This is a genomic window from Bradyrhizobium iriomotense, assembly GCF_030160715.1.
GTDB lineage: Bacteria > Pseudomonadota > Alphaproteobacteria > Rhizobiales > Xanthobacteraceae > Bradyrhizobium > Bradyrhizobium iriomotense.
Window position 1 is genome coordinate 82,488 of the sequence record NZ_BSOW01000030.1, and the last position, 23,098, is coordinate 105,585.

29 protein-coding genes and 1 pseudogene are annotated in these 23,098 nt (G+C 58.7%); 27 read left to right on the forward strand and 3 right to left on the reverse strand.

Annotated features, from left to right (window positions below):
• Nucleotides 1–3 precede the first annotated feature (3 nt).
• Both QQL28_RS33840 and fdxB read left to right on the forward strand, forming a co-directional pair.
• Nucleotides 4–213 carry a CCE_0567 family metalloprotein gene (locus QQL28_RS33840; protein WP_284272618.1) on the forward strand — a complete coding sequence of 70 codons (210 nt, stop codon included), beginning with the start codon at nt 4–6 and terminating at the stop codon, nt 211–213.
• A 1-nt stretch (nt 214) separates the two neighbouring features.
• Nucleotides 215–499: a ferredoxin III, nif-specific gene (gene fdxB / locus QQL28_RS33845; protein WP_284272620.1), complete on the forward strand. Its 285-nt coding sequence runs from the start codon at nt 215–217 to the stop codon at nt 497–499.
• A 268-nt stretch (nt 500–767) separates the two neighbouring features.
• On the opposite strand, the gene QQL28_RS33850 is transcribed toward fdxB, so the two are convergent.
• Both QQL28_RS33850 and QQL28_RS33855 read right to left on the reverse strand, forming a co-directional pair.
• The gene (locus QQL28_RS33850) at nt 768–1,082 is read right to left on the reverse strand and encodes a hypothetical protein (RefSeq protein ID WP_284272622.1); all 315 of its coding nucleotides are present in this window, start codon (nt 1,080–1,082) and stop codon (nt 768–770) included.
• 515 nt (nt 1,083–1,597) lie between these two features.
• Complete coding sequence (locus QQL28_RS33855; RefSeq protein ID WP_284272624.1) at nt 1,598–2,188, reverse strand: hypothetical protein; 591 nt, start codon at nt 2,186–2,188, stop codon at nt 1,598–1,600.
• 314 nt (nt 2,189–2,502) lie between these two features.
• Here QQL28_RS33855 and QQL28_RS33860 point away from each other — a divergent pair, with 314 nt between their 5' ends.
• From QQL28_RS33860 to QQL28_RS33930, 15 genes are all read left to right on the forward strand, one after another.
• Nucleotides 2,503–2,823, forward strand: coding sequence for a HesB/IscA family protein (locus tag QQL28_RS33860; RefSeq protein ID WP_284272717.1), 321 nt, complete (start codon nt 2,503–2,505; stop codon nt 2,821–2,823).
• 36 nt (nt 2,824–2,859) lie between these two features.
• Nucleotides 2,860–3,198, forward strand: coding sequence for a NifU family protein (locus tag QQL28_RS33865; protein WP_284272626.1), 339 nt, complete (start codon nt 2,860–2,862; stop codon nt 3,196–3,198).
• Entirely contained in the window at nt 3,173–4,369 is a 1,197-nt protein-coding gene (gene nifS, locus QQL28_RS33870; protein WP_284272628.1) for a cysteine desulfurase NifS, read from the forward strand. The genes QQL28_RS33865 and nifS overlap by 26 nt, the downstream gene beginning before the upstream one ends.
• A complete protein-coding gene (gene nifT / locus QQL28_RS33875; protein ID WP_284272631.1) occupies nt 4,366–4,590 on the forward strand; it encodes a putative nitrogen fixation protein NifT in 225 nt (74 codons plus the stop codon). Before nifS ends, nifT begins: the two co-directional genes overlap by 4 nt.
• Nucleotides 4,587–5,453: an SIR2 family NAD-dependent protein deacylase gene (locus tag QQL28_RS33880; protein ID WP_284272633.1), complete on the forward strand. Its 867-nt coding sequence runs from the start codon at nt 4,587–4,589 to the stop codon at nt 5,451–5,453. The genes nifT and QQL28_RS33880 overlap by 4 nt, the downstream gene beginning before the upstream one ends.
• 308 nt (nt 5,454–5,761) lie before the next feature.
• On the forward strand, nt 5,762–7,306 hold the full coding sequence (gene nifB / locus QQL28_RS33885) for a nitrogenase cofactor biosynthesis protein NifB (protein ID WP_284272635.1): 1,545 nt from the start codon (nt 5,762–5,764) through the stop codon (nt 7,304–7,306).
• A 14-nt stretch (nt 7,307–7,320) separates the two neighbouring features.
• Nucleotides 7,321–7,545: a 4Fe-4S binding protein gene (locus QQL28_RS33890; RefSeq protein ID WP_284272637.1), complete on the forward strand. Its 225-nt coding sequence runs from the start codon at nt 7,321–7,323 to the stop codon at nt 7,543–7,545.
• A 336-nt stretch (nt 7,546–7,881) separates the two neighbouring features.
• The gene (locus QQL28_RS33895) at nt 7,882–8,412 is read left to right on the forward strand and encodes a hypothetical protein (protein WP_284272639.1); all 531 of its coding nucleotides are present in this window, start codon (nt 7,882–7,884) and stop codon (nt 8,410–8,412) included.
• Between the two features lie 119 nt (nt 8,413–8,531).
• Nucleotides 8,532–8,852, forward strand: coding sequence for a nitrogen fixation protein NifZ (locus QQL28_RS33900; RefSeq protein ID WP_283037595.1), 321 nt, complete (start codon nt 8,532–8,534; stop codon nt 8,850–8,852).
• Nucleotides 8,849–9,103, forward strand: coding sequence for a nitrogen fixation protein NifZ (locus QQL28_RS33905; protein ID WP_284272641.1), 255 nt, complete (start codon nt 8,849–8,851; stop codon nt 9,101–9,103). The genes QQL28_RS33900 and QQL28_RS33905 overlap by 4 nt, the downstream gene beginning before the upstream one ends.
• Entirely contained in the window at nt 9,100–9,453 is a 354-nt protein-coding gene (locus QQL28_RS33910) for a DUF3024 domain-containing protein (RefSeq protein ID WP_284272643.1), read from the forward strand. The genes QQL28_RS33905 and QQL28_RS33910 overlap by 4 nt, the downstream gene beginning before the upstream one ends.
• A 10-nt stretch (nt 9,454–9,463) precedes the next feature.
• The gene (locus QQL28_RS33915) at nt 9,464–9,733 is read left to right on the forward strand and encodes a DUF6129 family protein (RefSeq protein ID WP_284272644.1); all 270 of its coding nucleotides are present in this window, start codon (nt 9,464–9,466) and stop codon (nt 9,731–9,733) included.
• A gap of 71 nt (nt 9,734–9,804) precedes the next feature.
• Nucleotides 9,805–10,941, forward strand: coding sequence for a DegT/DnrJ/EryC1/StrS family aminotransferase (locus QQL28_RS33920; RefSeq protein WP_284272647.1), 1,137 nt, complete (start codon nt 9,805–9,807; stop codon nt 10,939–10,941).
• Nucleotides 10,942–11,127: 186 nt separating this feature from the next.
• Entirely contained in the window at nt 11,128–11,361 is a 234-nt protein-coding gene (locus QQL28_RS33925; protein WP_284272649.1) for a BolA/IbaG family iron-sulfur metabolism protein, read from the forward strand.
• Nucleotides 11,362–11,586: 225 nt separating this feature from the next.
• Nucleotides 11,587–11,925 (forward strand): (2Fe-2S) ferredoxin domain-containing protein, encoded by a 339-nt coding sequence (locus tag QQL28_RS33930; RefSeq protein ID WP_284272651.1) that lies wholly within the window; start codon nt 11,587–11,589, stop codon nt 11,923–11,925.
• A 62-nt stretch (nt 11,926–11,987) separates the two neighbouring features.
• Here the strand turns inward: QQL28_RS33930 and QQL28_RS33935 are convergent, their stop codons facing one another.
• Nucleotides 11,988–12,467: a thioredoxin domain-containing protein gene (locus tag QQL28_RS33935; protein ID WP_284272653.1), complete on the reverse strand. Its 480-nt coding sequence runs from the start codon at nt 12,465–12,467 to the stop codon at nt 11,988–11,990.
• Nucleotides 12,468–13,227: 760 nt separating this feature from the next.
• Here QQL28_RS33935 and nifH point away from each other — a divergent pair.
• From nifH to QQL28_RS33980, 10 genes and pseudogenes are all read left to right on the forward strand, one after another.
• Entirely contained in the window at nt 13,228–14,118 is an 891-nt protein-coding gene (gene nifH, locus QQL28_RS33940) for a nitrogenase iron protein (RefSeq protein WP_284272655.1), read from the forward strand.
• 52 nt (nt 14,119–14,170) lie between these two features.
• Nucleotides 14,171–14,905: a nitrogen fixation protein NifQ gene (locus QQL28_RS33945; protein ID WP_431309688.1), complete on the forward strand. Its 735-nt coding sequence runs from the start codon at nt 14,171–14,173 to the stop codon at nt 14,903–14,905.
• Nucleotides 14,906–15,011: 106 nt separating this feature from the next.
• The gene (locus tag QQL28_RS33950) at nt 15,012–15,407 is read left to right on the forward strand and encodes a Fur family transcriptional regulator (RefSeq protein ID WP_284272656.1); all 396 of its coding nucleotides are present in this window, start codon (nt 15,012–15,014) and stop codon (nt 15,405–15,407) included.
• Between the two features lie 138 nt (nt 15,408–15,545).
• A complete protein-coding gene (gene nifV, locus QQL28_RS33955; protein WP_284272658.1) occupies nt 15,546–16,712 on the forward strand; it encodes a homocitrate synthase in 1,167 nt (388 codons plus the stop codon).
• A gap of 136 nt (nt 16,713–16,848) precedes the next feature.
• The gene (gene nifW / locus QQL28_RS33960; protein ID WP_284272660.1) at nt 16,849–17,187 is read left to right on the forward strand and encodes a nitrogenase stabilizing/protective protein NifW; all 339 of its coding nucleotides are present in this window, start codon (nt 16,849–16,851) and stop codon (nt 17,185–17,187) included.
• A gap of 373 nt (nt 17,188–17,560) precedes the next feature.
• A pseudogene (locus QQL28_RS46295) lies at nt 17,561–17,644 on the forward strand (nitrogen fixation protein FixA); the annotation flags it as partial.
• Between the two features lie 237 nt (nt 17,645–17,881).
• On the forward strand, nt 17,882–18,994 hold the full coding sequence (locus QQL28_RS33965; RefSeq protein ID WP_284272662.1) for an electron transfer flavoprotein subunit alpha/FixB family protein: 1,113 nt from the start codon (nt 17,882–17,884) through the stop codon (nt 18,992–18,994).
• A gap of 12 nt (nt 18,995–19,006) precedes the next feature.
• Nucleotides 19,007–20,314: an FAD-dependent oxidoreductase gene (locus QQL28_RS33970; RefSeq protein WP_284272664.1), complete on the forward strand. Its 1,308-nt coding sequence runs from the start codon at nt 19,007–19,009 to the stop codon at nt 20,312–20,314.
• A gap of 38 nt (nt 20,315–20,352) precedes the next feature.
• Nucleotides 20,353–20,649 (forward strand): ferredoxin family protein, encoded by a 297-nt coding sequence (locus QQL28_RS33975; protein WP_284272667.1) that lies wholly within the window; start codon nt 20,353–20,355, stop codon nt 20,647–20,649.
• A gap of 175 nt (nt 20,650–20,824) precedes the next feature.
• Entirely contained in the window at nt 20,825–21,637 is an 813-nt protein-coding gene (locus tag QQL28_RS33980; RefSeq protein WP_284272669.1) for a class I SAM-dependent methyltransferase, read from the forward strand.
• Nucleotides 21,638–23,098 lie beyond the last annotated feature (1,461 nt).

A 23,098-nucleotide genomic window follows, 5' to 3' on the forward strand; every position in this document is an offset into this window, starting at 1 on the left:
TGAATGAGCAATCTTGAAGCACTGAAAGCCGATATCAAGAAGCTCTCGGTCAAGGCTACTCAAGCAAAGATGGATCTCCACGATCTAGCTGAGGGGCTGCCGGAGAATTGGACCTCGATCCTTAGCGTTGCCCAACAGGTCCACGACGCCTTCGACGAGCTAGAGCGCAAGCGCGAGGATCTCAAGGCGCAGAAAAAAGTAGACGGGTGGTGACATGTCATTCGCAACGCGCGACGGCCGCAATTGGAAGCCCGAGTATCTGATTTCTATCGATCCCAAGAAATGCATCGGCTGCGGTCGCTGCTACAAGGTTTGCGGGCGCCAGGTTATGATTCTGAAAGGCATTAACGAGGCCGGCGAGATGATCGATCTCGAAGACGATGATGACGAGATCGAGAAGAAGATCATGGTTCTGAATGATGACGGAGCGTGCATCGGCTGCGGTGCCTGCGCACGGGTGTGCCCGGCCAACTGCCAGTGCCACGCTCCAGCCGCTTGAATGTAGCCACCGCTTGAGGCGGAGCGATAATGTCCTTACGGGTCTTCCGCAGTGGCCCGAGCGTGTGAGCGCCTGGAAACCTCTTAATGAGAGTACGCGCGACATTGCTCCGCCTCTGCCGGCGGCACGGCTTGGTTCAAATTCAACGAGGGTGGCGAGTGATTGTGCGCCGTCATCGCGGGGCTTATTCGCGGCGATTCAGTATGCAAGCGGGGAACTCGACGCTTGGTGTGCTTGATGCCAGCGTCCGGAGGCAGCTCAACTCTTGCTACTCGATCCCCTGTTCACGTGCCTTCCTCATCGCAGCAATGCGAAACCGCTCGTGGATAGCGAGGGGATTGCCGAGCATATCGGCCTCGGCTCTATTTAAAGCCGCGAAAGCGAGCGTCGCTTCCTCGCGTGTCAGCGGGACGCGGCCAGCCATGTGAGTGGCCTCGGGCACTGCGGCCAAAATCGCTCGGCGATATGGATGATCCTTGATTTCGATGAGCTCGTCAGTTTCGAGCCTGCCCCCAAGCATGATTGCGAGCCCGACGACCTCAACCTTGCGGCCGTCCTGAGTGGTCTTGATCAGAGTTGCCATTTCATTCAGTCTCCTACGCGGCAAACCAGTATAGCCACCATGTTCCCGGAGTCGCGTCACGGCTTGGTCGCAGTTTTAGGTGGAGTAGCCGTCCTTTCAGACCGCGCGATAATCCGCCCCGAATCGTGACACGCCTGCGGCGCAGGTCCGCTTTTGAAATCTGCCTGGGACCACAGCACAAGGTCGGACGGTTTGCTGTGGGCCGGCAACGCGAATCTGGTCGCGTCAAGCAGAAGGTCTACTGGTGCTTCACACATCTTCGCACTGGCTCTTTCGACGCGACAAAAAGGTCGGCAACGCGAAGTCCGGACGCGGATGGGCATGTTCGTCGTCAGGCCGCTCGAGCCGGCCGTCTTCGGTGACGAACTTGAAATGGCAAGTTGCTCGAGGGTACCTTGCATGCAAGGAGATTTTACAGTTTCGATCGCGTGCTTGTTCCAACCCAGCGGAAAATTGCACTGTCGCGCCCACGAGCTTGGCAGCACGAGAGCAGGGGAGAAATTCGACCCCATACCTCAGACAGGGCGGTTCTCGTTGCGGTTCTTCACTGGCTTCATCTTAGCGAGACCTTCCTCGTAGGAAAGTTCGGCATAAGATGCGTCGACGCTCTTGGCAGCGTCGAGCAGATAGTCGAGCTTGCCGGCAGTATTTAGCTTCTTGATGTCGTTCTTGTCGACACCAGCGAGATCCATCATCTCCTTCCACACAGTCGACTCGTCACATGGCAGCACGCTGAATGTGATGTCACCGATCTTGGTACGGTATTTTGCCGATAGATCGATGTTGTTGCAGAACATGAAGTAGCTGCCCTTCTGACTCAATGCGCCGTCCAACACTCTTGCGACATCGGCAAGATAGGCAAAAGAATGCAGGTAGCCGGCCAGTACCGGGATCGCTGTCTCTCCCTCGTCTGCGACAGTCAATACCTGCTCGACCGAATAGTCGGGCGGACGCTTCTCGTCGGCAACCTGAGCCTGGAACTTTAGCGCGATATCGCCGCGGAAGCCGAAGCGGCCGGGTTTCGTGGTCTCGCCCTTGAGCACTGCATTTAGCAAGCGGCCCTCCTTGTCCAGCTGGCCAAGTACGGTGTTGTCGATGGACGTCATGAAGTCCTCCTCGTTTGATGGGGCCGGCGCAGATGTCGCACCGCGTGAGCTCACCTTGCCCTCTATGCAAATTGTTTGCCGGCTTCCCACACCCGCAGCAGAGTCAACGGCAATTCTTCGTCTGTGCTTAAGTAGACAAGCGTGTCCGGCAGCGCGAAGATCGCGACAATCTCTTCCCAAGCAGCAAACCCTTGTGTCGCAAGCCCGACACGCTACGCAACGCGAACAGGCTAGATCGGGAAAAGCCAAGCGCTGTCAGGAGCGCGATTGTTGGCATGGGACTTGCCAACGCAAGTTGGCGCAGAGGGAAAGCGATGATTAATCTGACAGTGAGCGCGGAAAACGCGGTGAAGAGCGCGATCTCCACGGCAGCGCAGCCTGCGAGCGGCTTGCGGATTATGGTTGAAGGTGGCGGCTGTGCCGGGTTCAAGTACACGATGGGACTTGCCGATGCGCCGAAGCCCGACGATACCGTGATCGAGCGAGGGGGCATCAAGCTGTTTATCGACTACAACAGTCACGAGCATCTTACCGGAACCACGATCGATTTCGTGGTGGCGCTAGAGGGCTCTGGTTTCACCTTTGACAATCCCAACGCAAAGTCGAGCTGCTCATGTGGCAAGTCGTTTAGCTAAGGCCGACTTGCGAAGAAGGCTACAGGGAACCGGACAATGCTCGCTGAGACTCAACAATCAAGACAATTGGCCACCGAAGAGTCTTCCGGACGGGAGCGGATCGTGCGCGCCGTGCTCGACGACATCCGGCCCAATCTGAAGCGTGACGGCGGGGATTGCGAGCTTATCGGCATCGATGGCAACAAGATCATGGTCAAGCTCACAGGCGCCTGCCTCTTCTGCAAGCTCGCAAGTGTGACCCTGGCGGGCATCCAGGCGCGGTTGATCGAGCGGCTAGGCGAATTTGTCCGCCTGATCCCGGTCGCGGAATCTGCCAGAACCGGACACCGGACACTAAGGAAGACGCACCGTGCGGCCCATCTACCTGGACAATAACGCGACCACACGCACGGATCCGTCCGTCGTCGCGGCGATGCTGCCATTGTTCTCCGAGCAGTTCGGCAATGCCTCCTCCGCGCATGCGGTGGGCAAGCAGGTGGCGGAAAGCATAAGAGGGGCCCGCGGGAGCGTGCAGGCGCTGATTGGTGCTGCCTTTGATCACGAGGTCGTCTTTACCTCAGGCGGTACCGAATCGGACAATACCGCGATCCTCTCGGCGCTTGCTGTGCAGGAGCACCGCGACGAGATCGTCACTACAGCTGTGGAACATCCCGCCGTGTTGTCCCTTACAGACGAGATCGGCCGTCGCGGTAACAAGTGTCATCTGATTCCTGTCGACTGTGCGGGCCGACTCGACATTGACGCCTATCGCCGCGCGTTGTCCCCGCGTACCGCGGTTGCCTCCGTCATGTGGGCCAACAATGAGACCGGCACGATCTTTCCGGTCGAGGTCCTCGCCAAGATGGCGCGCTCCGTCGGCGCACTCTTCCACACTGACGCAGTGCAGGCTGTCGGGCGGATCCCCATCGACGTGAAGACGACAGAGATCGACATGCTGTCGCTTTCCGGCCACAAGCTGCATGGTCCAAAAGGCATTGGCGCCCTCTATGTGCGCAAAGACACCAAGTTCAGGCGGCTGATCTTCGGCGGTCCCCAGGAGCGCGGCCGGCGTTCCGGCACCGAGAACGTGCCCGGCATCATTGGGCTGGGTAAGGCTGCGGAGCTCGTTGCTGTGGAGCTCGGACGGGAGCGGATGAGAATAGCCGCGCTGCGCAATCGGTTGGAGCAGGGCGTCCTGGAGCTCGGCAATTGCGTGGTGCTCGGCGACCAAGAGAACCGCCTGCCGAACACATCAAATATCGCCTTTGAACATCTGGAAGGTGAAGCAATCACTCATCATTTGAGTCGCGCCGGCGTTGCAGCGTCCCTGGGATCTGCCTGTAGGTCCGGCTCTATGAAGCCGTCGCACGTGCTGCGCGCAATGAACGTACCCTCGGCCTGGTTGCGGGGCGCGATTCGCTTCTCATTGTCTCGCGAGACCACGAGCGAGGAGATCGATCGTGTCCTTGTTGTGCTCCGAAAGATCATTGCGAAACTGAGAGGGGCATCACCTGGGGCGCTGGAGCGTGCAAGGTCTATCTCTCGATTCAACGAGTCTATCCGATGAAGGTCATTATTCGTCGTTCACCCGAAGCTGGTCTTTCGATTTACGTGCCCAAGAAGGATCTTGAAGAGCCGATTGTTGAATCCGAGTACGAGACGCTGTGGGGCGGCTGGATCAGAATCGCCAATGGCTGGGTGCTCGATCTCCCGCCGATGACGAGCGACACAACCTTGCCAATTACAGTCAACGCAAGGAAGCGTGGCGGCGACCGCGAAGAGGCATGAACGCGCTCAATCCAGGAATCGAGTTCGTTAATGGGCAGGCGGCCGAAGCCATCCTCCGCAAGGTTGCCGAGGAGCTTCGTCGCGGCAATGTTGTTCCCTATCTCGGACCCGGTTCAGCGGAGTTGTCGAAGGCGAGTGTACCGAGAAGTCCCGAGGACCTAGCGGCATTCTTCGGCAGCAAGCTGGCCTTGCCAAGACGCACGAGAGGGAACGCCTGGGCCTGTGCACAGCACATTGAGACCACGAGGCACCGCACCACCCTGACAGCGATGATGGCGGACGCCTTTAGCACGCCGGTCGAGCCGGCGCAGCTACAGCGGCATCTCGCAGGGCTGCCGCTGCCGCTGATCGTCGATAGCTGGTACGATGGCGCGATGAGAAACGCGCTGAATGGACGTAGCAATTGGGGCGAAATCCAAGGAATCACCCGCGCTGGTATTGGTGAGCATCGTTGGTGCCGCTTCTATGATGCCGCAGGTACTGAAGTTGATTGCTCTTCGGCAAGAAGGTGGCAAACTATCCTTTACAAGCCACACGGCTGTGTTGTTCCGGCCAAGAATTTCCTTGTCTCCGATGCCGATTATGTTGAGGTGCTAACCGAAATTGACATACAGACGCCGATTCCGGACGACGTCATGGATCGCCGGGCCGGCCGTAGCTTCCTATTTCTTGGCTGCCGCTTCAACGACCAGCTTCTGCGTACCTATGCACGACAGGTGCTAAAGCGCTCTTCCGATGTGCACTACGCGGTGATCGAGCCCGAAACGCTCTCCAAGAATGAGCGCCGCTTTCTGCTCGAGCAGGGCGTGAGGCCACTCGCAATTCCGCTCGCCCATGCCGTCGAGATCCTCCGGACCAATTAGCGGGAGCAGTCAATTTTCCGGCAGTCGGAAAGGGAACGCTCCACCCCGCATCGCCAGGACCTGGTGAGCGATCCTTCCAGCAAATCAGAGGAAAATGAGACTGATAGAGTCAACATCTCTGCTCCCGCGCGGCTGCGTGCCGGCTTAGCAACAAGGCATGTCGTCTTTCCAACATACCTCGGCAACAGAACATCCGTGCGTTTTGTAACTCATTGAACGCGACCATAAAACTCGCGTGCGGCGACCATGGCACGCCGGTTGCTAAGACCTGGATACACGAAGCTAGGTCTGAAGGGAGAACTGGGCAAATGGATGCTCCAACGCAACAGGAAGCATCGGGCAGCGCCATCGAGATCGGCGAAATCACGCGGGTGATTGCCGAGCAAACAGGCTGCGGCAGCGGCAGGGCTGGCTGCGCCTCGCAGGCGAACCGCGGCGATCTGCCAGTCGAGACATGGGAGAAGGTGAAAAACCACCCCTGTTATAGTGAGGAAGCGCATCATCACTATGCGCGCATGCATGTCGCGGTCGCACCGGCCTGCAATATCAAGTGCAACTACTGCAACCGAAAATATGACTGTGCTAATGAATCGCGCCCCGGCGTGGTTAGCGAGAGGCTGACGCCAGAACAGGCCGCTAAGAAAGTCGTGGCGGTCGCTTCTACCATTCCGCAAATGACTGTGCTCGGCATCGCCGGTCCTGGCGACCCCCTCGCCAACCCCGAAAAGACCTTCAAGACGTTCGGGCTCGTCCGCAAGGCCGCACCCGATCTCAAGCTGTGCCTGTCAACGAACGGTCTGGCGCTACCCGATTACGTCGACACCATCACAAAATTCAATGTCGACCACGTCACGATCACAATCAATATGATCGACCCCGCAATCGGCGCAAAGATCTATCCCTGGATCTTCTATCAGCACAAGCGCTACGCCGGCATCCAAGCTGCAAAGATCCTCACCGATCGCCAGCTCCAGGGGTTGGAAATGCTCACTGCGCGCGGGGTCCTCTGCAAGGTCAACTCGGTCATGATCCCCGGGATAAACGATCGGCACCTCCTCGAGGTCAACAAAGCTGTAAAACGGCGCGGTGCCTTCCTGCACAATATCATGCCGTTGATTTCCTCACCCGAACACGGCACCGTGTTCGGCCTGAATGGCCAGCGCGGCCCGACGGCGCGGGAATTAAAGGCGTTGCAGGATGGCTGCGAGGGTGAGATGCGCATGATGCGCCACTGCCGTCAGTGTCGGGCCGACGCGGTCGGCCTCCTCGGCGAAGACCGCCGCGCCGAGTTCACCACCGAAAAAATCATGGAGATCGATGTCAAATACGATGTCGAGAGCCGCAAGGGCTATCAGGCCAAAATCGAGGAAGAGCGCGCCGCCAAGACCACTGCCGAGCGCGCGGACCTTACGAAACGCGCAGATAGCGTTGGCGGCATCAAGCTGTTGGTCGCGGTCGCGACCAAGGGAGCGGGACTGATCAACGAACACTTTGGTCATGCCAAGGAGTTCCAGGTCTATGAGCTCTCCAACGGCGGTGCCAAATTCGTTGGCCATCGACGCACCGATCTGTACTGCCAGGGAGGCTATGCGGAGGAAGGAAGCCTCGCGACTATCATCGGGGCTGTTAGCGATTGCCATGCGGTGTTCATCGCCAAGATTGGCGGCCGCCCCAGGGCGGAATTGATCAAAGCCGGCGTCGAGCCGGTCGATCAGTACGCTCATGAGCCAATCGATAAGTCAACGATCGCCTGGTTCGTGGCCTATCTCGACAGGGTCAGCAGCGGCACGATCCAACATGAAGAACGTGGTGATGCTGCGATCCGCCCGCGGGCGCTAAATTCCGCGGCGTGAGATGGGAGAAATCAATGCCGTTCAAGATCATCGCCTCTCAGTGCACAGGCTGTTCGGCCTGCGAGCTAGAATGCCCGAACGTCGCGATCGCGGAGAAGGGCGGAACGTTCGTGATTGATCCTAAAAAATGTACCGAATGCATCGGCCATTTTGACGAGCCGCAATGCGTGGCGGTCTGCCCAGTCGACAACACTTGTGTCATCGACACCTCGCTTGCGCGCTACCAGGAACCCGCTTGAGCGGAGGACAGGACATGAACGTTAGGAATATGCGAGCCGTGCGACGTATCGCCCGCTTGGTGCTCCAGTCTGACAGACTCTCCGGCTGCGACCTTTGCCTGGCGATTAGCCCGGGCGGATGTTCAGGACTTGCCTGTGGAGTGAGCCTGATAGAAGGTCCGTGGGACCTTGATGCCAAGGTCGAGAACGATCGCGTCGAGCCGCTCCGGGAGAGCCCGCAGCTGTGCGATAGTGCGACGATCGACTTGCCAAATGGGCCGAAGCGGATCGGGTTCGTATTGCCAGATCACAAGCAAGTCTCCAACGCGCACTATTGATTGTAAGGGGCTGCCAACGATGCCAGAAGCTCTGTTCAGCCCGCAATCCGAGATCGACGAGGCGCTCCTTACCAGCACCTTGCTCGGACATGGACTGCCCAGCGAGGCCGAGCATCACCTGTGGGAGGCGAGCCTCTTCTATCATCTCGATGAGATCGCCGAAGGTCACTTGCGCCAGGCGGAGGCACTCGCACCAGAGCACGTCGCAGTGCTGATCGGCCTCTTTCGCTTCTATTTCTACAAGGCGCGTCTCCCCGAGGCGCTGCAGGTCGCTCAGCGCTGCATAATCAAGGCGGCCGAGGTGAACAATCTTTCGTCGGACTGGCGCCTTGTCCGTGCCGGTGACGCGGCGTTCGGCCGTTATGAAAACACTCTACCGCGCTTTTTTCTATTCTCGCTGAAAGGATATGCCTATTTGCAAATGCGGCTCGGTCGAACCGAGGAAGGGCGGATAGCCGTTCAAAAGCTGCTGGAGCTCGATCCCACTGATAAGATCGGTGCCAAGGTTCTCCTACGTGTGCTTGAACACATGGGTCAAGACGATGACTGACAACATCGACGCGGCCCGAAACTGGCTGGGCCTTATGAGCCTTGTCGATGACCCATACAGGCAAGTGCTCGAGGTCGCGCGTTCGCGACTGGCCCTCGAGCCAGAACGAGGACCCTGGCATGCGCACTAGTGTTCCTGATGATGACGTCGTCGAGCTGATGGCAGGACCCGTCTTCGACTTCGGCGAGAAGGTGAGGGCCAATCGCACCATTCGCAATGACGGCACCTATGCTGGCAAAGAGATCGGCGACATCCTGGCCAAGAAGGGCGAGGTCGGCTACGTCGTGTCGATCGGCACTTTCCTGCAGCGGTTTTACATCTACGGCGTCCAATTCATCGAAAGCGGCAACAGGGTCGGCATGAAGCGCAAGGAACTCGATCCGATCGTGCCTCGCGACACGGTCGAAGACCTGCTCTTGCCTGGAGCTAAATCACGATGATCGAAGCTAAGCGGCCAAAATTTCAGCGGGGTCAGCGCGTGAAGGCGATGTTCGACCTGACCAATGACGGGTCCTTCCCCAATGCTCCAGCGGAAGGACTCCTGGTCAGTCTCGGTGACATCGGTGAGATCGTTCAGGTTGGCCGGCATACAGACGCGAACCTGCCGATCTATCTGGTCGAGTTCGGTGAAAAAGTGGTCGTCGGGTGCCTCGAAAGAGAAATTGGCCCGATTTCGGAAGTGGACGCATGATCGCCGGCTTAGGCAGAAATCCGGGACGACCCGTGCACCCTAACGACATCGATCGTATGCGAATCGAGCGCGCGCTAAAATCGAGAGAACGCTACCGTTATGTCTCAGCGAGCATCACCGCAGTTGCCGGCGGCTACTTGATCGAAAGTCCATGCTGCTCGCGCAACATCGACATCGACGGCGGGATCATTGACGTGGCCCTGCTGCACCACAACAGCGCTAGCGCCTGCTGGCAGGTGTTCCGAAAGGATCACAAGAAGCGCGTCTGGAGGCTGCACTCGACCCACCAGCGCTTGGCAGCGGTGACCGATCTCTTGAACGCCGATCCGGAACGCGTGTTCTGGCAATAAGGACCAATGGATGGCTTTGGGAGCAGACGAAATCGCGGACATCGCACAGGAGCTCGGGTCATTCGATGATGTATCTCAAGCTTATGCGGCTTTGCGACAAAGATACCCGAATCTATCCTGGATTCGCTGCGACTCCTCCGATCTTACCGAAATACCCTTTTGCAGCATCGGGCCGTTCGACCTGCATTTGCTCGATGGCGCTGATCATTGTGCGCGGATCACACATGATCCGATGCGCGCGACCGGCATTGTGTTGGCCAGGCGGGCGGCCGAGCTGTGACCGGTCCACACCTAACCTATGGCTGCGTTGCAGAGGCCGGCGAAGAGCCGGGTGAAGCGAGACATAGGTCGTTGATTGCGTTGTCGGATCCCGACATTACCCGGGCCGAAATCGCAGCAGTCGATCGCGTGTTGCGTTCGCAACGGCTCTCTAACGGCGCGGTCACCGAACAATTCGAGGCGGCATTTGCCGCCTATCTCGGGCGGAACTATGCCGTTGCAGTACCGAGCGGCACCATCGGCCTTCTGCTTTGCCTGAAGGCTTGCGGCATTGCCGCCGGCGACGAAGTGATTGCCTCGTCCCATTCATATCGCGAAACTGGACACGCAATCAGCCTCGCGGGTGCACGGCCGGTGTTCGCGGACATTGACTATTGGTCCGGGACGCTCGCGCCGCAGAAAGTCGAGGAACGCATCACGCCAAAGACCCGCGCCATTCTCGCCGCCAACATTAATGGGCATCCTGCAGCCTGGTCGGAACTGCGGGATATCGCCAGTAGGCACAATCTGCTGCTGCTGGAAGATTCCACTGAGGCCATCGCCTCGCGTTACAAGGGCCAACTGGTCGGCGCCTTCGGCGATGTCGCCGTGTTTGACTTGGCCCAGCCCTCGCTTCTGACCTGCGGCGAAGGCGCCATAGTGGTAACCGATGATATCGAACGAGCGGTGGCGCTACGTCGCCACCGCTCGCGTCGGCTGGACGATCGTTCTTCCGTTTCCGTCGGTTCGGCTGCGCCATACCAGGCCGTGATGAGCGATCTTTCCGCTGCGCTGGGACTCGCGCAGCTAAGGCGTATCGACGAGATCTTGGAGCGGCGCCGGCTGATCGAGCAGCTTTATGCGACGCATATGCAGTCGTTCGAAGGCATCAAACCTCCCTATGTCGAGTCCGACGCGACTGAAGTCAACTGGTTCCTCTATGTTGTCCATCTCGGGACGCGTTTCACGCGCTCCAGCCGCGACGCGGTCGTAGAGGACCTGCGCGTGCAGCACGTCGAGGCTGCCGCCTACAGCCGTCCCCTGCACCTGCAGCGGCACTATTTCGATCTCGGCTACCGCCGTGGCGATCTGCCGGTGATCGAAAAGATCTCCGATCGCGCCGTCGCACTGCCGTTTCATACGCATCTCACCGATTGCCAGATCGAATTCATCGTCGAGACCATGAAAGACGCCTCGATCAATGTGGGCGCCGGGGCGGCGATCTACTGAACAGCCGATAAATGCAGTAAATGCGTATCAATAGGAATTCTTGTTGCTCTGCGACAGTCCGCCGGCTCGATCGTCAAGCGCGGATGTCAGAGTAGCATCCGCGTCGCGGCCCCTCTCGTCAGATGACCGTAGCTACAGTTGGTTTGGAGCTTGCATGAAGCTGTGCCAGAACAGGAGTGGGCGACCATGGCGATGGCTGCACCGACAATTGAGGCCTTGATCCGCGAGGCATTTCCCGACGCGGCTGTGGTCGTGACCGAGCTCGGAGGCACCGGGCGCTATTGTGGGGCACGAATCGTGTCGCAGGCCTTTGCCGGCAAGAGCCGTATCCAGCAGCATCGGATGATCTATGAGGCGCTAAAGGGCAAGATAACCGACACGTTCGAGGCGCTCGTGCTCGAAACCGCCGTTGCAAAATAAGCCGCTTGCAAGGAAAGACTCAATGAGTGACCCAACCGGACAATGCATTAATGGCTTCAGTGCTGGAGGTGACATCCAACCGTTTCGAACCGGCTGATCATCCTACAGCTCTATGTTAGAGCAGGGACTCTCGGCGACTGCGAGATTGCTCCCGAGATGTCCAGAGAGGGTGAGCTTACCACTGTGCCGATAACAAATTGGGGTAACTGTCGCATGGACAACAACATGAACGAGTTTGAACTTCCGCAGCTCTACCGGCATCACGTTTTTTCCTGTCAGACTCAGCGCCCACCTGACCATCCGCACGGCAGCTGTGGGACGGCAGGCGGTGGACCTTTGTGGGAACGGCTCGGCAAAGCGATCGAAGCGAGAGGTCTCACCGATGTCGGATTCACAGCAGCCGGCTGTCTCGGCTTCTGCGCCTCTGGTCCCCTAATGGTCGTCTATCCTGACGGTGTCTGGTATCGTCCGCGTAGACCGGAAGACATTGACGAGATTGTTGACTCCCATTTGAAAAATGGCCGCCGTGTTGACCGCCTCGTCATCGTGCTCACGCGGAGTTAGCGCCGCTTGTGGTATGAAGACAGACGTCGCTGCGTTGCATCCATGTTGGCGCAGAGAGGGGATTATCGCCCTTGAGCGGGAGCCGCTTGCTGTGAGGATGCCTCGCGTCCCTCCCCGTCGCAGAAATGCCCGGCGCTGGTACAAGGCAATAGTGCCTCCGTGAGCGTGCAGTTCTGAAGCTCGCTTCTCAGGCTTCCGCCCAGCAGCGACAGTACGGGTTCCCAGTCAAATCCGGCACATTTCATATTAACGGCTTCGATCAGTGGACGCCGGATCAGCAGAGGATCTTCGAGCAACAAGGCGATCGCGTCGATTGCATTGATCGCCGTCAGGTCAACCGCGCCCGATTTCACCTGCCGCGCGGCGGGGTTGAACCAGGATCGAACCGGGGTGTCACCAAAGAAAGTGATCAGATTTGGCGCTGTCCAGAGCTCGGTCAGCAAGTTCTTTGCAACGACGCGATGTCCCGCGGCCTCCAGGGCGCGAATCTGGCGCGCGTTCGTACTGCAGCCGGGCTTCTGCCAAAACAGAACAGTAGCCATGTCCAATACCTCTTTCTTTACAGTGAGCTGGATCAACTGACGTCGTTGTCGGTCCTCTTTGCATGCGCGATCGAGGGGTGGTTGATCACTGCTCCGCGGCCAGCCCTCATGCTCTCCAGTCGTCGAGGTTGTCTAGGCGATCAAAATGCGCAGACCGCTCAACGTCTCGGCTTGACCGATCGGACCCGGTCCGCAGCGCTTCACAAGAAGCCGCCGGAGCAGCATCGCGTGAGGCAGTTGGTGGTTTTGCGTAGGTCCGTTCGGGCGTGCCCGTTCGTCGGTCTCGACATCGCCATGAAGTGTGAACAGCAATGGCTGCGCGGCGGATCTCGTCCCCGGCGCGCGCCAGGGGTACTGCCTTGGCTGCCTCGAAGCAGATCTGCATGTCGCGCTCTCCTCAAATCGCCACTTAGTGAGGAGGTAGCAATCTCTGTTCCGCATTATGTACGGCTGCTTCGCCGCAGAATCTTACTTTCGGAGCCGGCTCTGTCCTGCTTCTGACAGGACCATTATCGGTCGGCGGCGCTTGTTGGTCGTGAACTTCAATGGTTCTTCGGGCAAGATCAAGCGCTTAGCGCAAGCGCGGCAAATGGCACGCCAGTTGCTACTTGGATGCTGCAGGAGTGAGGCTGGAGCGCGCCTGGTGCTTCTGGCGAGCATCTTCTCGTTCCCGACGCTCGTGTGCCCACCTTTCTGAGAGAGAAACAATCTCGCACAAGCCCAGCGCGAAATCGTTGGAAATCGATAGATGGAGAACAACATGTCGTCACTGAGACAAATCGCGTTTTACGGCAAGGGCGGTATCGGCAAATCGACCACATCACAGAACACGCTCGCAGCGCTTGCCGAGATGGGTCACAAGATCTTGATCGTCGGCTGCGATCCGAAGGCCGACTCGACCCGCCTGATCCTGCACGCCAAGGCACAGGACACGATCTTGAGTCTCGCGGCGAGCGCCGGCAGCGTCGAAGATCTCGAGATCGAAGACGTCTTGAAGGTCGGTTATAAGGATATCCGCTGCGTCGAATCCGGTGGTCCGGAGCCGGGCGTCGGGTGCGCTGGCCGGGGCGTCATTACGTCGATTAACTTCTTGGAAGAGAACGGCGCCTACGAGAACATCGATTACGTGTCCTACGACGTGCTCGGCGACGTCGTCTGCGGCGGCTTTGCGATGCCGATACGCGAGAACAAGGCGCAAGAGATCTACATCGTCATGTCCGGCGAGATGATGGCGATGTACGCGGCCAACAACATCTCCAAGGGCATTCTGAAGTATGCCAATTCCGGCGGCGTGCGGCTCGGCGGCTTGGTCTGCAATGAGCGGCAGACCGACAAGGAGCTGGAGCTGGCGGAAGCGCTCGCCAAGAAGCTCGGCACCCAGCTGATCTACTTTGTCCCCCGCGACAACATCGTCCAACATGCCGAGCTACGCCGCATGACGGTGCTGGAATATGCGCCGGACTCCAAGCAGGCGGAACACTATCGCAATCTCGCGTCCAAAGTTCACAACAATGGCGGCAAGGGCATTATCCCGACGCCGATCAGCATGGACGAACTTGAGGATATGCTGATGGAACACGGCATCATGAAGCAAATCGACGAAAGCCAGGTCGGAAAGACCGCTTCCGAACTCGCCACCCTTTCGGCGTGACCCAGCGCGCCGGCCTCCCGAAAAGGCCGGAATCACAATTGAAGGCCTAACGATGGAGTTGTCCGTGATTGTAGCGGAGGAGCGGCCAATCGATGCGATGTCAATTTCGTCGGGCGGCCTCCCCGCTGACAGACGGCAGGCCGGAATTGAACTCTACCGTCTTCTAACTGGCTGCGATCCTGCAGATGCCAACATAAGCGATAATGGAGACTTTGATCGGCATGTGCTCGCATCAGTTCTTTGTGCCGCCGTCATGGATGGCGGGCCGCTTCCCGAGCGCGCGGGCCTGACCACGGAGGACCTCAATGAACTGCTGGCGCAGTGTTTCTCATTAGCGCCCGTACACACTATCGTCTCGATGGAAAACGTCGTTTCGACCAGCGACGAGGAGATCATGGTGCGTGACCTTCTGCTTGCACAGCGATCGACGGAGGGTGAGGTCAGCCGCTGGTTGGCGGCCATGATCGCGCGGCGAGCGATGGAGCCGAACCATTTGTGGGAAGATCTCGGATTGCGCGCGCGGCCTGAGTTGTCGCGTCTATTGGCGCGCCATTTTGCGCCCCTCGCAGCACAAAATACCAAGAATATGCGCTGGAAGCGCTTCTTCTATCGCAGATTGTGCGAGGACGAAGGTATGGCCACGTGCACGACGCCTGTGTGTACACAATGCAACGACTTCGATCACTGCTTCGGCGAGGAGACCGGCGAGAGCAGGATGGCGGAGCGCCGCCGCGACTATCTGCGCGGAGTGGAGGTCATATCGGAGCCACCAGGCAGGCGCGAGTGAATCGATTGTGGACGGGATCTCCGCCAATCTCCTCGCAGGAGCGCCGGAAGCTCCGCAGCCTGAACTCGCGCGACGGCTTTGCACCGGAAGTTCCGCGACAGGGTGCATGCGGCGACTGCGTGAGGCGGGCATGCGGCCGACGCGCCAGCGCGTACTTCTGGCTCAGTTACTCTTCGCAAGGGGCGATCGCCATGTTACCGCCGAAATTCTCTTCAACGAGGCGATCGAAGCCAACATCGAACTCTCGATTGCGACCATATACAACACGCTAACCCGGTTCACAAAAGCTGGCCTGTTGCGCCGAATCATGCCCAACCGCTCAAGACTGTTCTTTGATACCGATACAAGCATACATCCGCATCTCTATCTCGTCGACGAAGGCATTTTGATCAATATCCCTGAAAAGCTTCTGTTTGCGCAGACGCCGAGGGCCCTACCGGGCCACGAGATTTCTCGGCTCGACGTCATCGTCTACATTCGCCGTAGGGCAGCCGACATCTGATACGTCGGATCTCCTACATTGTTGTATTTATGACCAGCCCAGTTACTACTATTAGTAGCTTGATTTCAGAAGTCTGCGTCAACGATTGCGCTGGCACAGCCGTTGCTCCCAGTTCAGCGGGGAAGGCGGAATCCGCCAATGGCCTTTGGAGTGACCGTGTCTGGCAAGTTGCAGACGAGACAGATAGTCCTGAATGATACCACGTTACGCGACGGCGAGCAGGCTCCCGGCGTGGCCTTCACAACAGCGGAAAAGGTATCGATTGCACGTGTGCTAGCAAGCGCCGGGATTACCGAGATCGAGGCCGGCACGCCGGCGATGGGCTATGAAGAAGTCAGCGCGATCCGCGCAATTGTCGAAGCCAGCTTGGAAGCGACAATCATCGCCTGGTGCCGGATGAAACGTTTTGATGTCGATGCGGCAATCGAATCTGGCGTTTCAATGGTTAATGTTTCGGTGCCATCCTCCGACCTGCAAATAGCCGCCAAGCTCGGCACCGGTCGGGTCGCCGCGCTCGAGCAGCTGAAGCGGATCGTGGGCTACGCTCGCGATAAGGGGCTCGATGTCGCAGTCGGAGGCGAAGACTCTTCGCGCGCCGACGTCAGCTTCCTGGTCGAGCTGGTCGCCGCGGCAAAAAACGCCGGTGCCCGGCGTTTTCGTGTCGCAGACACGCTCAGCGTGCTCGATCCCGATTCGGCCTTTGCGCTGGTGGCGGCGCTGCGTGCCACCACCGATCTCGAGATTGAATTCCACGGCCACGACGACCTGGGCCTTGCAACCGCCAACACGCTCGCCGCAATCAAGGCCGGTGCAACGCATGCCTCAGTCACCGTGATTGGCCTCGGCGAGCGCGCTGGCAACGCGCCGCTGGAAGAGGTCGCTGTCGCGCTCGAACAGCTGTATGGATGCGATACCGGTGTCGTGCTTCCGGAACTCGAGAATGTCGCTGCCCTCGTCGCGGCCGCCGCCGTCCGCACCATCCCGCTCAACAAGGCGATTGTGGGCGAGCATGTCTTTACACACGAATCCGGTATCCATATCGATGGTCTGCTGAAGGATCAGCGCAGCTATCAAGCGCTCGATCCACAGCTGCTCGGTCGCTCCAATCGCTTTGTGATCGGTAAACATTCGGGAATCGCCGCGATCACCGCGCTGCTGTCCGAATTGCAGCTTTCCGTCAGTGCCGAGGAAAGTAGGGTGATTCTTGCGCGCGTCCGCAAGCATGCCGTTGAGCACAAGGGTGGGGTGGGGCGCGAGACTGTGATGACGATTTGGCGCGAGGTCCGCGAGCGATCCCTGCCTTAGGGAACGTAAGGCCGCTATGTCCCGAATAGCGGCCCTCTCTGTTCTCCAACGGGTAGCTAGGCCAGCACGCCAGCGTGTTGGGCCCCGATGACGAGCATGCGGGCCATGCCCGGCGAGCGCAATGGTAGAAATACGGATGGAAACGATGGCAAACGGAATCCTTTTTCAATTGAGCAAGGCCGCTGCGGCCGAGGAGTTCTTTGAGTTGCTCGGCGTCAAGTACGATCCCAAAATCGTCAATGTAGCGCGGCTCCACATCCTGCGACGCATGGGGCAGTATCTCGCAGCCGAAGACTTGACTGCTGCAACCGATGCGGAGGTCGCTGAACGGTGTAAAGCCGTACTGGAGCGGGCATACGCCGACTTCGTGACCTCCTCTCCAATCGATCAACGCGTTTTCAAGGTTCTGAAGGAAGCCGTCGCGCCACGGCCGAAGAAAGCGCCACCCTTCGTGCAACTGGATAGGTTGAAGTGACAGCGTTTCACCTCACCTCGCTTTCGTTCGCTGCCTCTTCCCGGTCTTCCCGCAACAACGAGGCCGCTGCTGAGCGTGGGCGCCTGGATTTGCTCGAAGGGCTGTCGTGATACGAACATTCCGAATTGCGACGTCACGCTAACCCGCCTTGTCGTGGCTAGGTTTGCCTGGGGACGATCATAAGCGTGGACCTGGCGCCGCTGTTCGGTTTGCGACGCGTGGTCGCCGCATTCTTTTGTCGGGTCGAGCCTCTGTCGGCCGAGGGGCATGCCGCTGATTTTGTAAGCCTCTGTATTAACACCGAAATTCGAACATGCGCCCAGTTGGTACGACACTTGCTGTCTGCATTGGCAGCAAAGCGTTGGAGAAGCGTATGCACATCGTCGTCTGCATTAAGCAAGTCCCGGTTTCCGCGCAGATGAGCGTGCACGCTGTGAGCAAGACCATCATGCCTCAAACGGGAAGTTCCGACCTCCAAGCCCCGTTTGCACTCCTGCAATGCGACCTCCGCGGCTCGCCGTCTGTGCCGAACGTCAGTTTGGGCCGGGGTCACGCAGCAAGACGCTTCTAATCGAAGTTCGGCGAGCAACTCGGCCACGCCCTTAAAGGGAGTGCCCCTCGAGCGCCAGACGAACTCGCAAAGCCGATCTCGCGATGTTGGCGCACGGCTAGTATAACAAGGAAGACTAATACCATGAGCAGTACCCCCAAAAGCCGCGCTCCGGCCGCCGCCTCTGGCCGTGCCGCGACCAAGAAGGAGTTGCCCGAGCGCTTTAAGGCCTACAAGCACGTTTGGGTTTTCGTCGAGCAGGAACGCGGGGGTGTGCACCCGGTGTCCTGGGAACTCATGGGTGCCGGCCGTAAGCTCGCCGACAAGCTCAACGTCGATCTTGCCGCGGTCGTCATCGGCCCAGAAGGCGAGGCCACACAGCAAGCGGCTGCCCAGTCTTTCTGTTATGGCGCTGACCTCGTGTACATGGTTGCCGACAATCTCTTGGCCGACTATCGTAACGAGTCCTACACGAAGGCTCTGACCGATCTCGTCAACCTCTACAAGCCGGAAATTCTGCTCTTGGGGGCAACTACACTCGGCCGCGATCTCGCGGGCTCGGTCGCAACTACATTGCTTACGGGACTGACTGCCGATTGCACAGAGCTCGATGTCGATGCCGACGGTTCGCTCGCTGCGACGCGCCCGACCTTCGGAGGCTCGTTACTCTGCACGATCTATACGCTGAACTTTCGCCCGCAAATGGCAACCGTCCGCCCACGTGTGATGCCGATGCCAAAGCGCGTCGCGCGCCCAGTCGGTCGGACTATCACCCAGTTACTCGGACTCGTCGAACACGACATCGTCACAAAAGTTCTCTCTTTCCTGCCTGACCGCAACTCAGCAAAATCTAACCTCGCTTATGCCGATGCCGTCGTCGCGGGCGGCCTTGGGCTCGGATCACCAGAGAATTTCCATCTGGTGCACCAGCTGGCGACCGCGCTTGGGGCCGAATACGGCAGTTCGCGGCCGCTTGTACAGAAGGGCTGGGTCACCTCCGATCGCCAGATCGGCCAGACTGGCAAGACGATCCGACCAAAACTTTATATCGCTGCCGGCATTTCGGGGGCGATCCAGCACCGAGTTGGCGTTGAGGGCGCCGATCTGATCGTTGCTATCAACACCGATAAGAACGCGCCGATTTTCGACTTCGCTCATATAGGCATCGTCACGGATGCCATTCATTTTTTGCCGCCGCTCACCGCTGCATTCCGCGACCGGCTGTCGCCGCATTCCAGCGATCGGATAGCAGGTTAAAGGAGTACGATCATGATCGAGGAAAAATTCGATGCCATCGTCGTTGGCGCGGGCATGGCCGGCAATGCGGCCGCGCTCACCATGGCCGAGGGTGGCATGAAGGTGCTGCAGCTCGAACGCGGCGAGTATTCGGGATCAAAGAACGTGCAGGGCGCGATCCTCTATGCCGACATGCTCGAGAAGCTCGTTCCAGATTTCCGTGAGGACGCTCCGCTTGAGCGACATTTGGTCGAGCAGCGCTTCTGGATGATGGACGATCGTTCCCACACCGGCTTGCATTACCGCTCCGAGGATTTCAACGAGGAGAAGCCGAACCGCTACACCATCATCCGCGCTCAATTCGACAAATGGTTTTCGCAAAAGGTTCGCGAAGCCGGCGCCACGGTACTATGCGAAACAACTGTCACCGACCTGGCACGAGACTCCCATGGCAAGGTCATCGGTGTAAGGACCGATCGCCGCGATGGGGAGATCCACGCCGACATCGTCGTGTTGGCGGAGGGTGTCAACGGGATGCTCGGTACGCGGGCTGGCCTGCGCCAGCGGCCGAAGCCCGAGAAGGTTGCGCTCGCTGTCAAGGAAATGCACTTCCTGCCGCGCGAGGTCATTGAGACGCGGTTCAATCTAAAGGGTGACGAAGGCGTAGTGATCGAGGCCGTAGGCACGATTTCTCGCGGCATGACCGGCATGGGGTTTATCTACGCCAACAAGGAATGCATCTCGCTGGGTATCGGCTGCCTGGTCGCCGACTTCCAGCGAACGGGCGAGACGCCGTACGGCCTGCTCGATCGCTTCAAACGGCATCCTTCGGTCGCCCCGCTCATAGCAGGCTCCGAGGTGAAGGAATATTCTGCCCATCTGATCCCAGAAGGGGGCTTCAAGGCGATACCTGAACTCTATGGCAAGGGCTGGGTCGTGATCGGCGACGCCGCGCAGCTTAACAACACAATTCATCGCGAAGGATCAAACCTCGCGATGACGTCGGGTCGGATTGCGGCAGAAACGATCCTTCAGATCAAGTCGCGGAATCAACCGATGACCCCGCAAAACCTGTCGCTATACAAGAAGATGCTCGATGAGTCTTTCGTGATAAAGGATCTAAGGAAGTACAAAGACATGCCGGCGCTGATGCACACTCGGTCGCAAAACTTCTTTCTGACCTATCCGCAGCTCGTCTCGAAGGCTATGCAGAACTTTCTGCGCGTCGACGGCACGCCTAAAATCGAAAAAGAGAAGCTCACACTCAGATCGTTCACCAAAACTCGCTCGCGCAGGGGTCTGTTTGGCGATGCCTTTCGCCTCGTGCGCGCGTGGCGGTGAACGGAAGAGCAGCACGTGTCAACGAGGGAGACCGAATTATGTCGATCGAACTATCTATGCGTGTCGAAGATAAGCTATTTAACAACCGCTATCTCGTCGATACCGGTCGTCCCCACATCAAGGTGCGGCCGCATGCCAAACCATCGCCGCAGCTTTTGTCAATGCTGAAGGCTTGCCCAGCGCGCTGCTATGAGCTCAGCGAACAGGGCCAGGTTGAGGCTACCGTCGACGGCTGCATCGAATGCGGCACTTGCCGAATAATTTGCGAGGAGAGCGGCGACATCGAATGGAGCTATCCACGAGGTGGCTACGGCGTTCTATTTAAATTCGGATGAAGAAAAATGGAGAGTCTCCCGGAGAGTCGCGATTCCGCAGCTATCAAGGCGCGATTTCCAGGGCTTCGCGGCGTCTTCCTGTCCGCGGGCTATGAGGCATGATCGGGCTTTTGGGCGAACAGCAGACCTCTGCGCACGATCAGAGCAGAACTAAATAACATCGCAGAGGATCGTGATGAGGATAGAAGATCTCCCCTCCTACATTCTAAGGGGTGGAGAAGAGGGCCGGGCACGTCTTGCAGTAATCGCTCGCGTGCTGGCGGAACCGACACGCTTGCTGCTTGATCGATCCGAGCCGCTCGAGGGGTGCACGGCCATCGATGCAGGCTGCGGCGGTGGCGATATAACGTTCGAATTGGCAAAGAGGGTTGGCAGAGCCGGCCAAGTCTTCGGTCTGGATCTCGACGAAGAAAAAATCGTTCTGGCACGGACCGAGGCTAAGCGGCTTGGCATCCCAAATGTGGAATTCTGCCGCGCAGACGTTACAGATCATTGGCCGGTGCGCGGGGTATCAGTGGTGAGCGTTCGGTTCGTGCTTACTCATCTCGTCGATCCTGGTGAGGCGCTCAAACAAGCATACGAGGCGCTCCGACCTGGGGGTATGATCGTGGTGCAGGATATCGATTGTGACGGCGAGTTCTGCGATCCGCCGTCCGCCGCATTTCGTCGCAAAGGCGAACTCTTCATTGAAGCCGTGCGCAGGCGCGGGGGAGATCCCTTGATTGGCCGTAGGCTCGTCGCGCTCCTCGAAGCCGCAGGCTTCTCAGACGTTCACTCGTCAATGGTTCAGCCTTACGGGCGCGATGGTGACGTCAAGCAGGTTCCATTGCTGACCTTCGCCGCAATTCGCGACGCGCTGATTCAGTTAGGGCTCACCGGTATCCAGGAGATCAGCGGCCTAACGGCCGAGCTCGAAGCGTTCCTCGATCGGCCTAACACGACTGTAGGGTTGCCGCGGATCTTCCATGCCTGGGGACGGAGGCGGTGAAGCTTGAGTCTGCCGGCTTGCTATACCTCGAGCGAGCTCCACGATGGTGTGAGAGCGCGTGACGATGGTTTGACACTGCATGACGTGAAGCCTGCTGCCGGGCCGTTTTTCGCCGTACGCGCGATAGCAACCAGCGGCGGAAGCGGGCAAGACGCTTGGGTTTTCCCACGAGCGTATTTGCACCAATGAAGCACGCGAGGACAAAAGCGTGAAGGCGATGATAAACGAGGATTTTGCTGCCATGCGCAGTCATCGTGACCGCATTCATCGTTATCGCCGTTTACTGAAGACGCAACCAACTGGACTCGAGCATCAGGATCTCGAGCGACGCTTGTGCGAAGAGCGTTGTGCTTTCGACGCCTTAATAGCCAGTAGCTTTCCACTAGTTTTCAAAATTCCGTGTGTGGCTGACCGGGAGAGATAGTTGGCCTTTCGACGGTCGCGCCGTCTTAGGTTCTCGGAGGAAAGGAGAGTGCTATGGACTTTAATCGAATCAACGGTGCCGGGTCCCCAACAATGTCCCCAGGGTCCTACGTCCTTACTCAAGAGGATGCCGAGCTGCTTCGACAGGCATTGGGGGAATCGTCTTGCTCCGCGGAACTTTTCTCACGGCACCCAACGCGCGCCCAGACAGCTAGCGGACGCGTTGTTCCACATGGGTCTCGCGCCGGATTCGGACCAGCCGGGGATGCATTACAACATCCGCGGTGAGCGCTACACGAGTGAGTTGGGGCCAGGAGGGCGCACCGACATTCGTCTTACACACTATCCCCGCGCTCGAAATCAGCAGGTGAATGAAGCCGGGCCGTAGTCTGTCAGGCCATCAGCGGGTCAGCCGGGGCCAGATTTCGGCGACATATCAACCCAAGGAACTACGTGCAATGGGCCTCGTTCGCGCTGATGGACGCATTGCGCGATGCGAATCTTATGCCGAGTGCAAACCGCCCCACAATTGTCAACATCAGCCAACGGCCCTATCTAGCCGAGTTTGTTGAGGGCGCGGTTCGTCTCACGCCGCGGGCCTCCGAGTAACTGCAGGGGTTTGAATCAGCGCGGTTGGTACCATGAGCGAGTAGGCTGCTTGAGTTCTCCCTCCGGCCTCTCGCAGAACGGTCCGCGGGTCTTTCGACCCATACCGCTTCCATCAGGCAAACGTGCCGGCTATGCCGAATTGCCATTGGACGAGGGCTCGTCCCAGACCGGTCATTGCAGAAAGCCCGCGCCTGATGTTGTGAGTTCTGCATCGTCCACAGTGCATCAGCCAATCATCGACCTACCGACACCATGGGAAGTCGGGATGTGCCCGGGCCATCCAGAGGTCAAATGGGATAGTAGAGAGAAGCCTTTAAGCGTTAACCTCCGGGGAGCCTCACTGTTGCTCACGCTTTGTCGTCAGTGCCTCACCGAGCTGGCCGCGGGAGATCTCGGCGTTACAGCAATCGATCGTCACCTGGGTTCGCG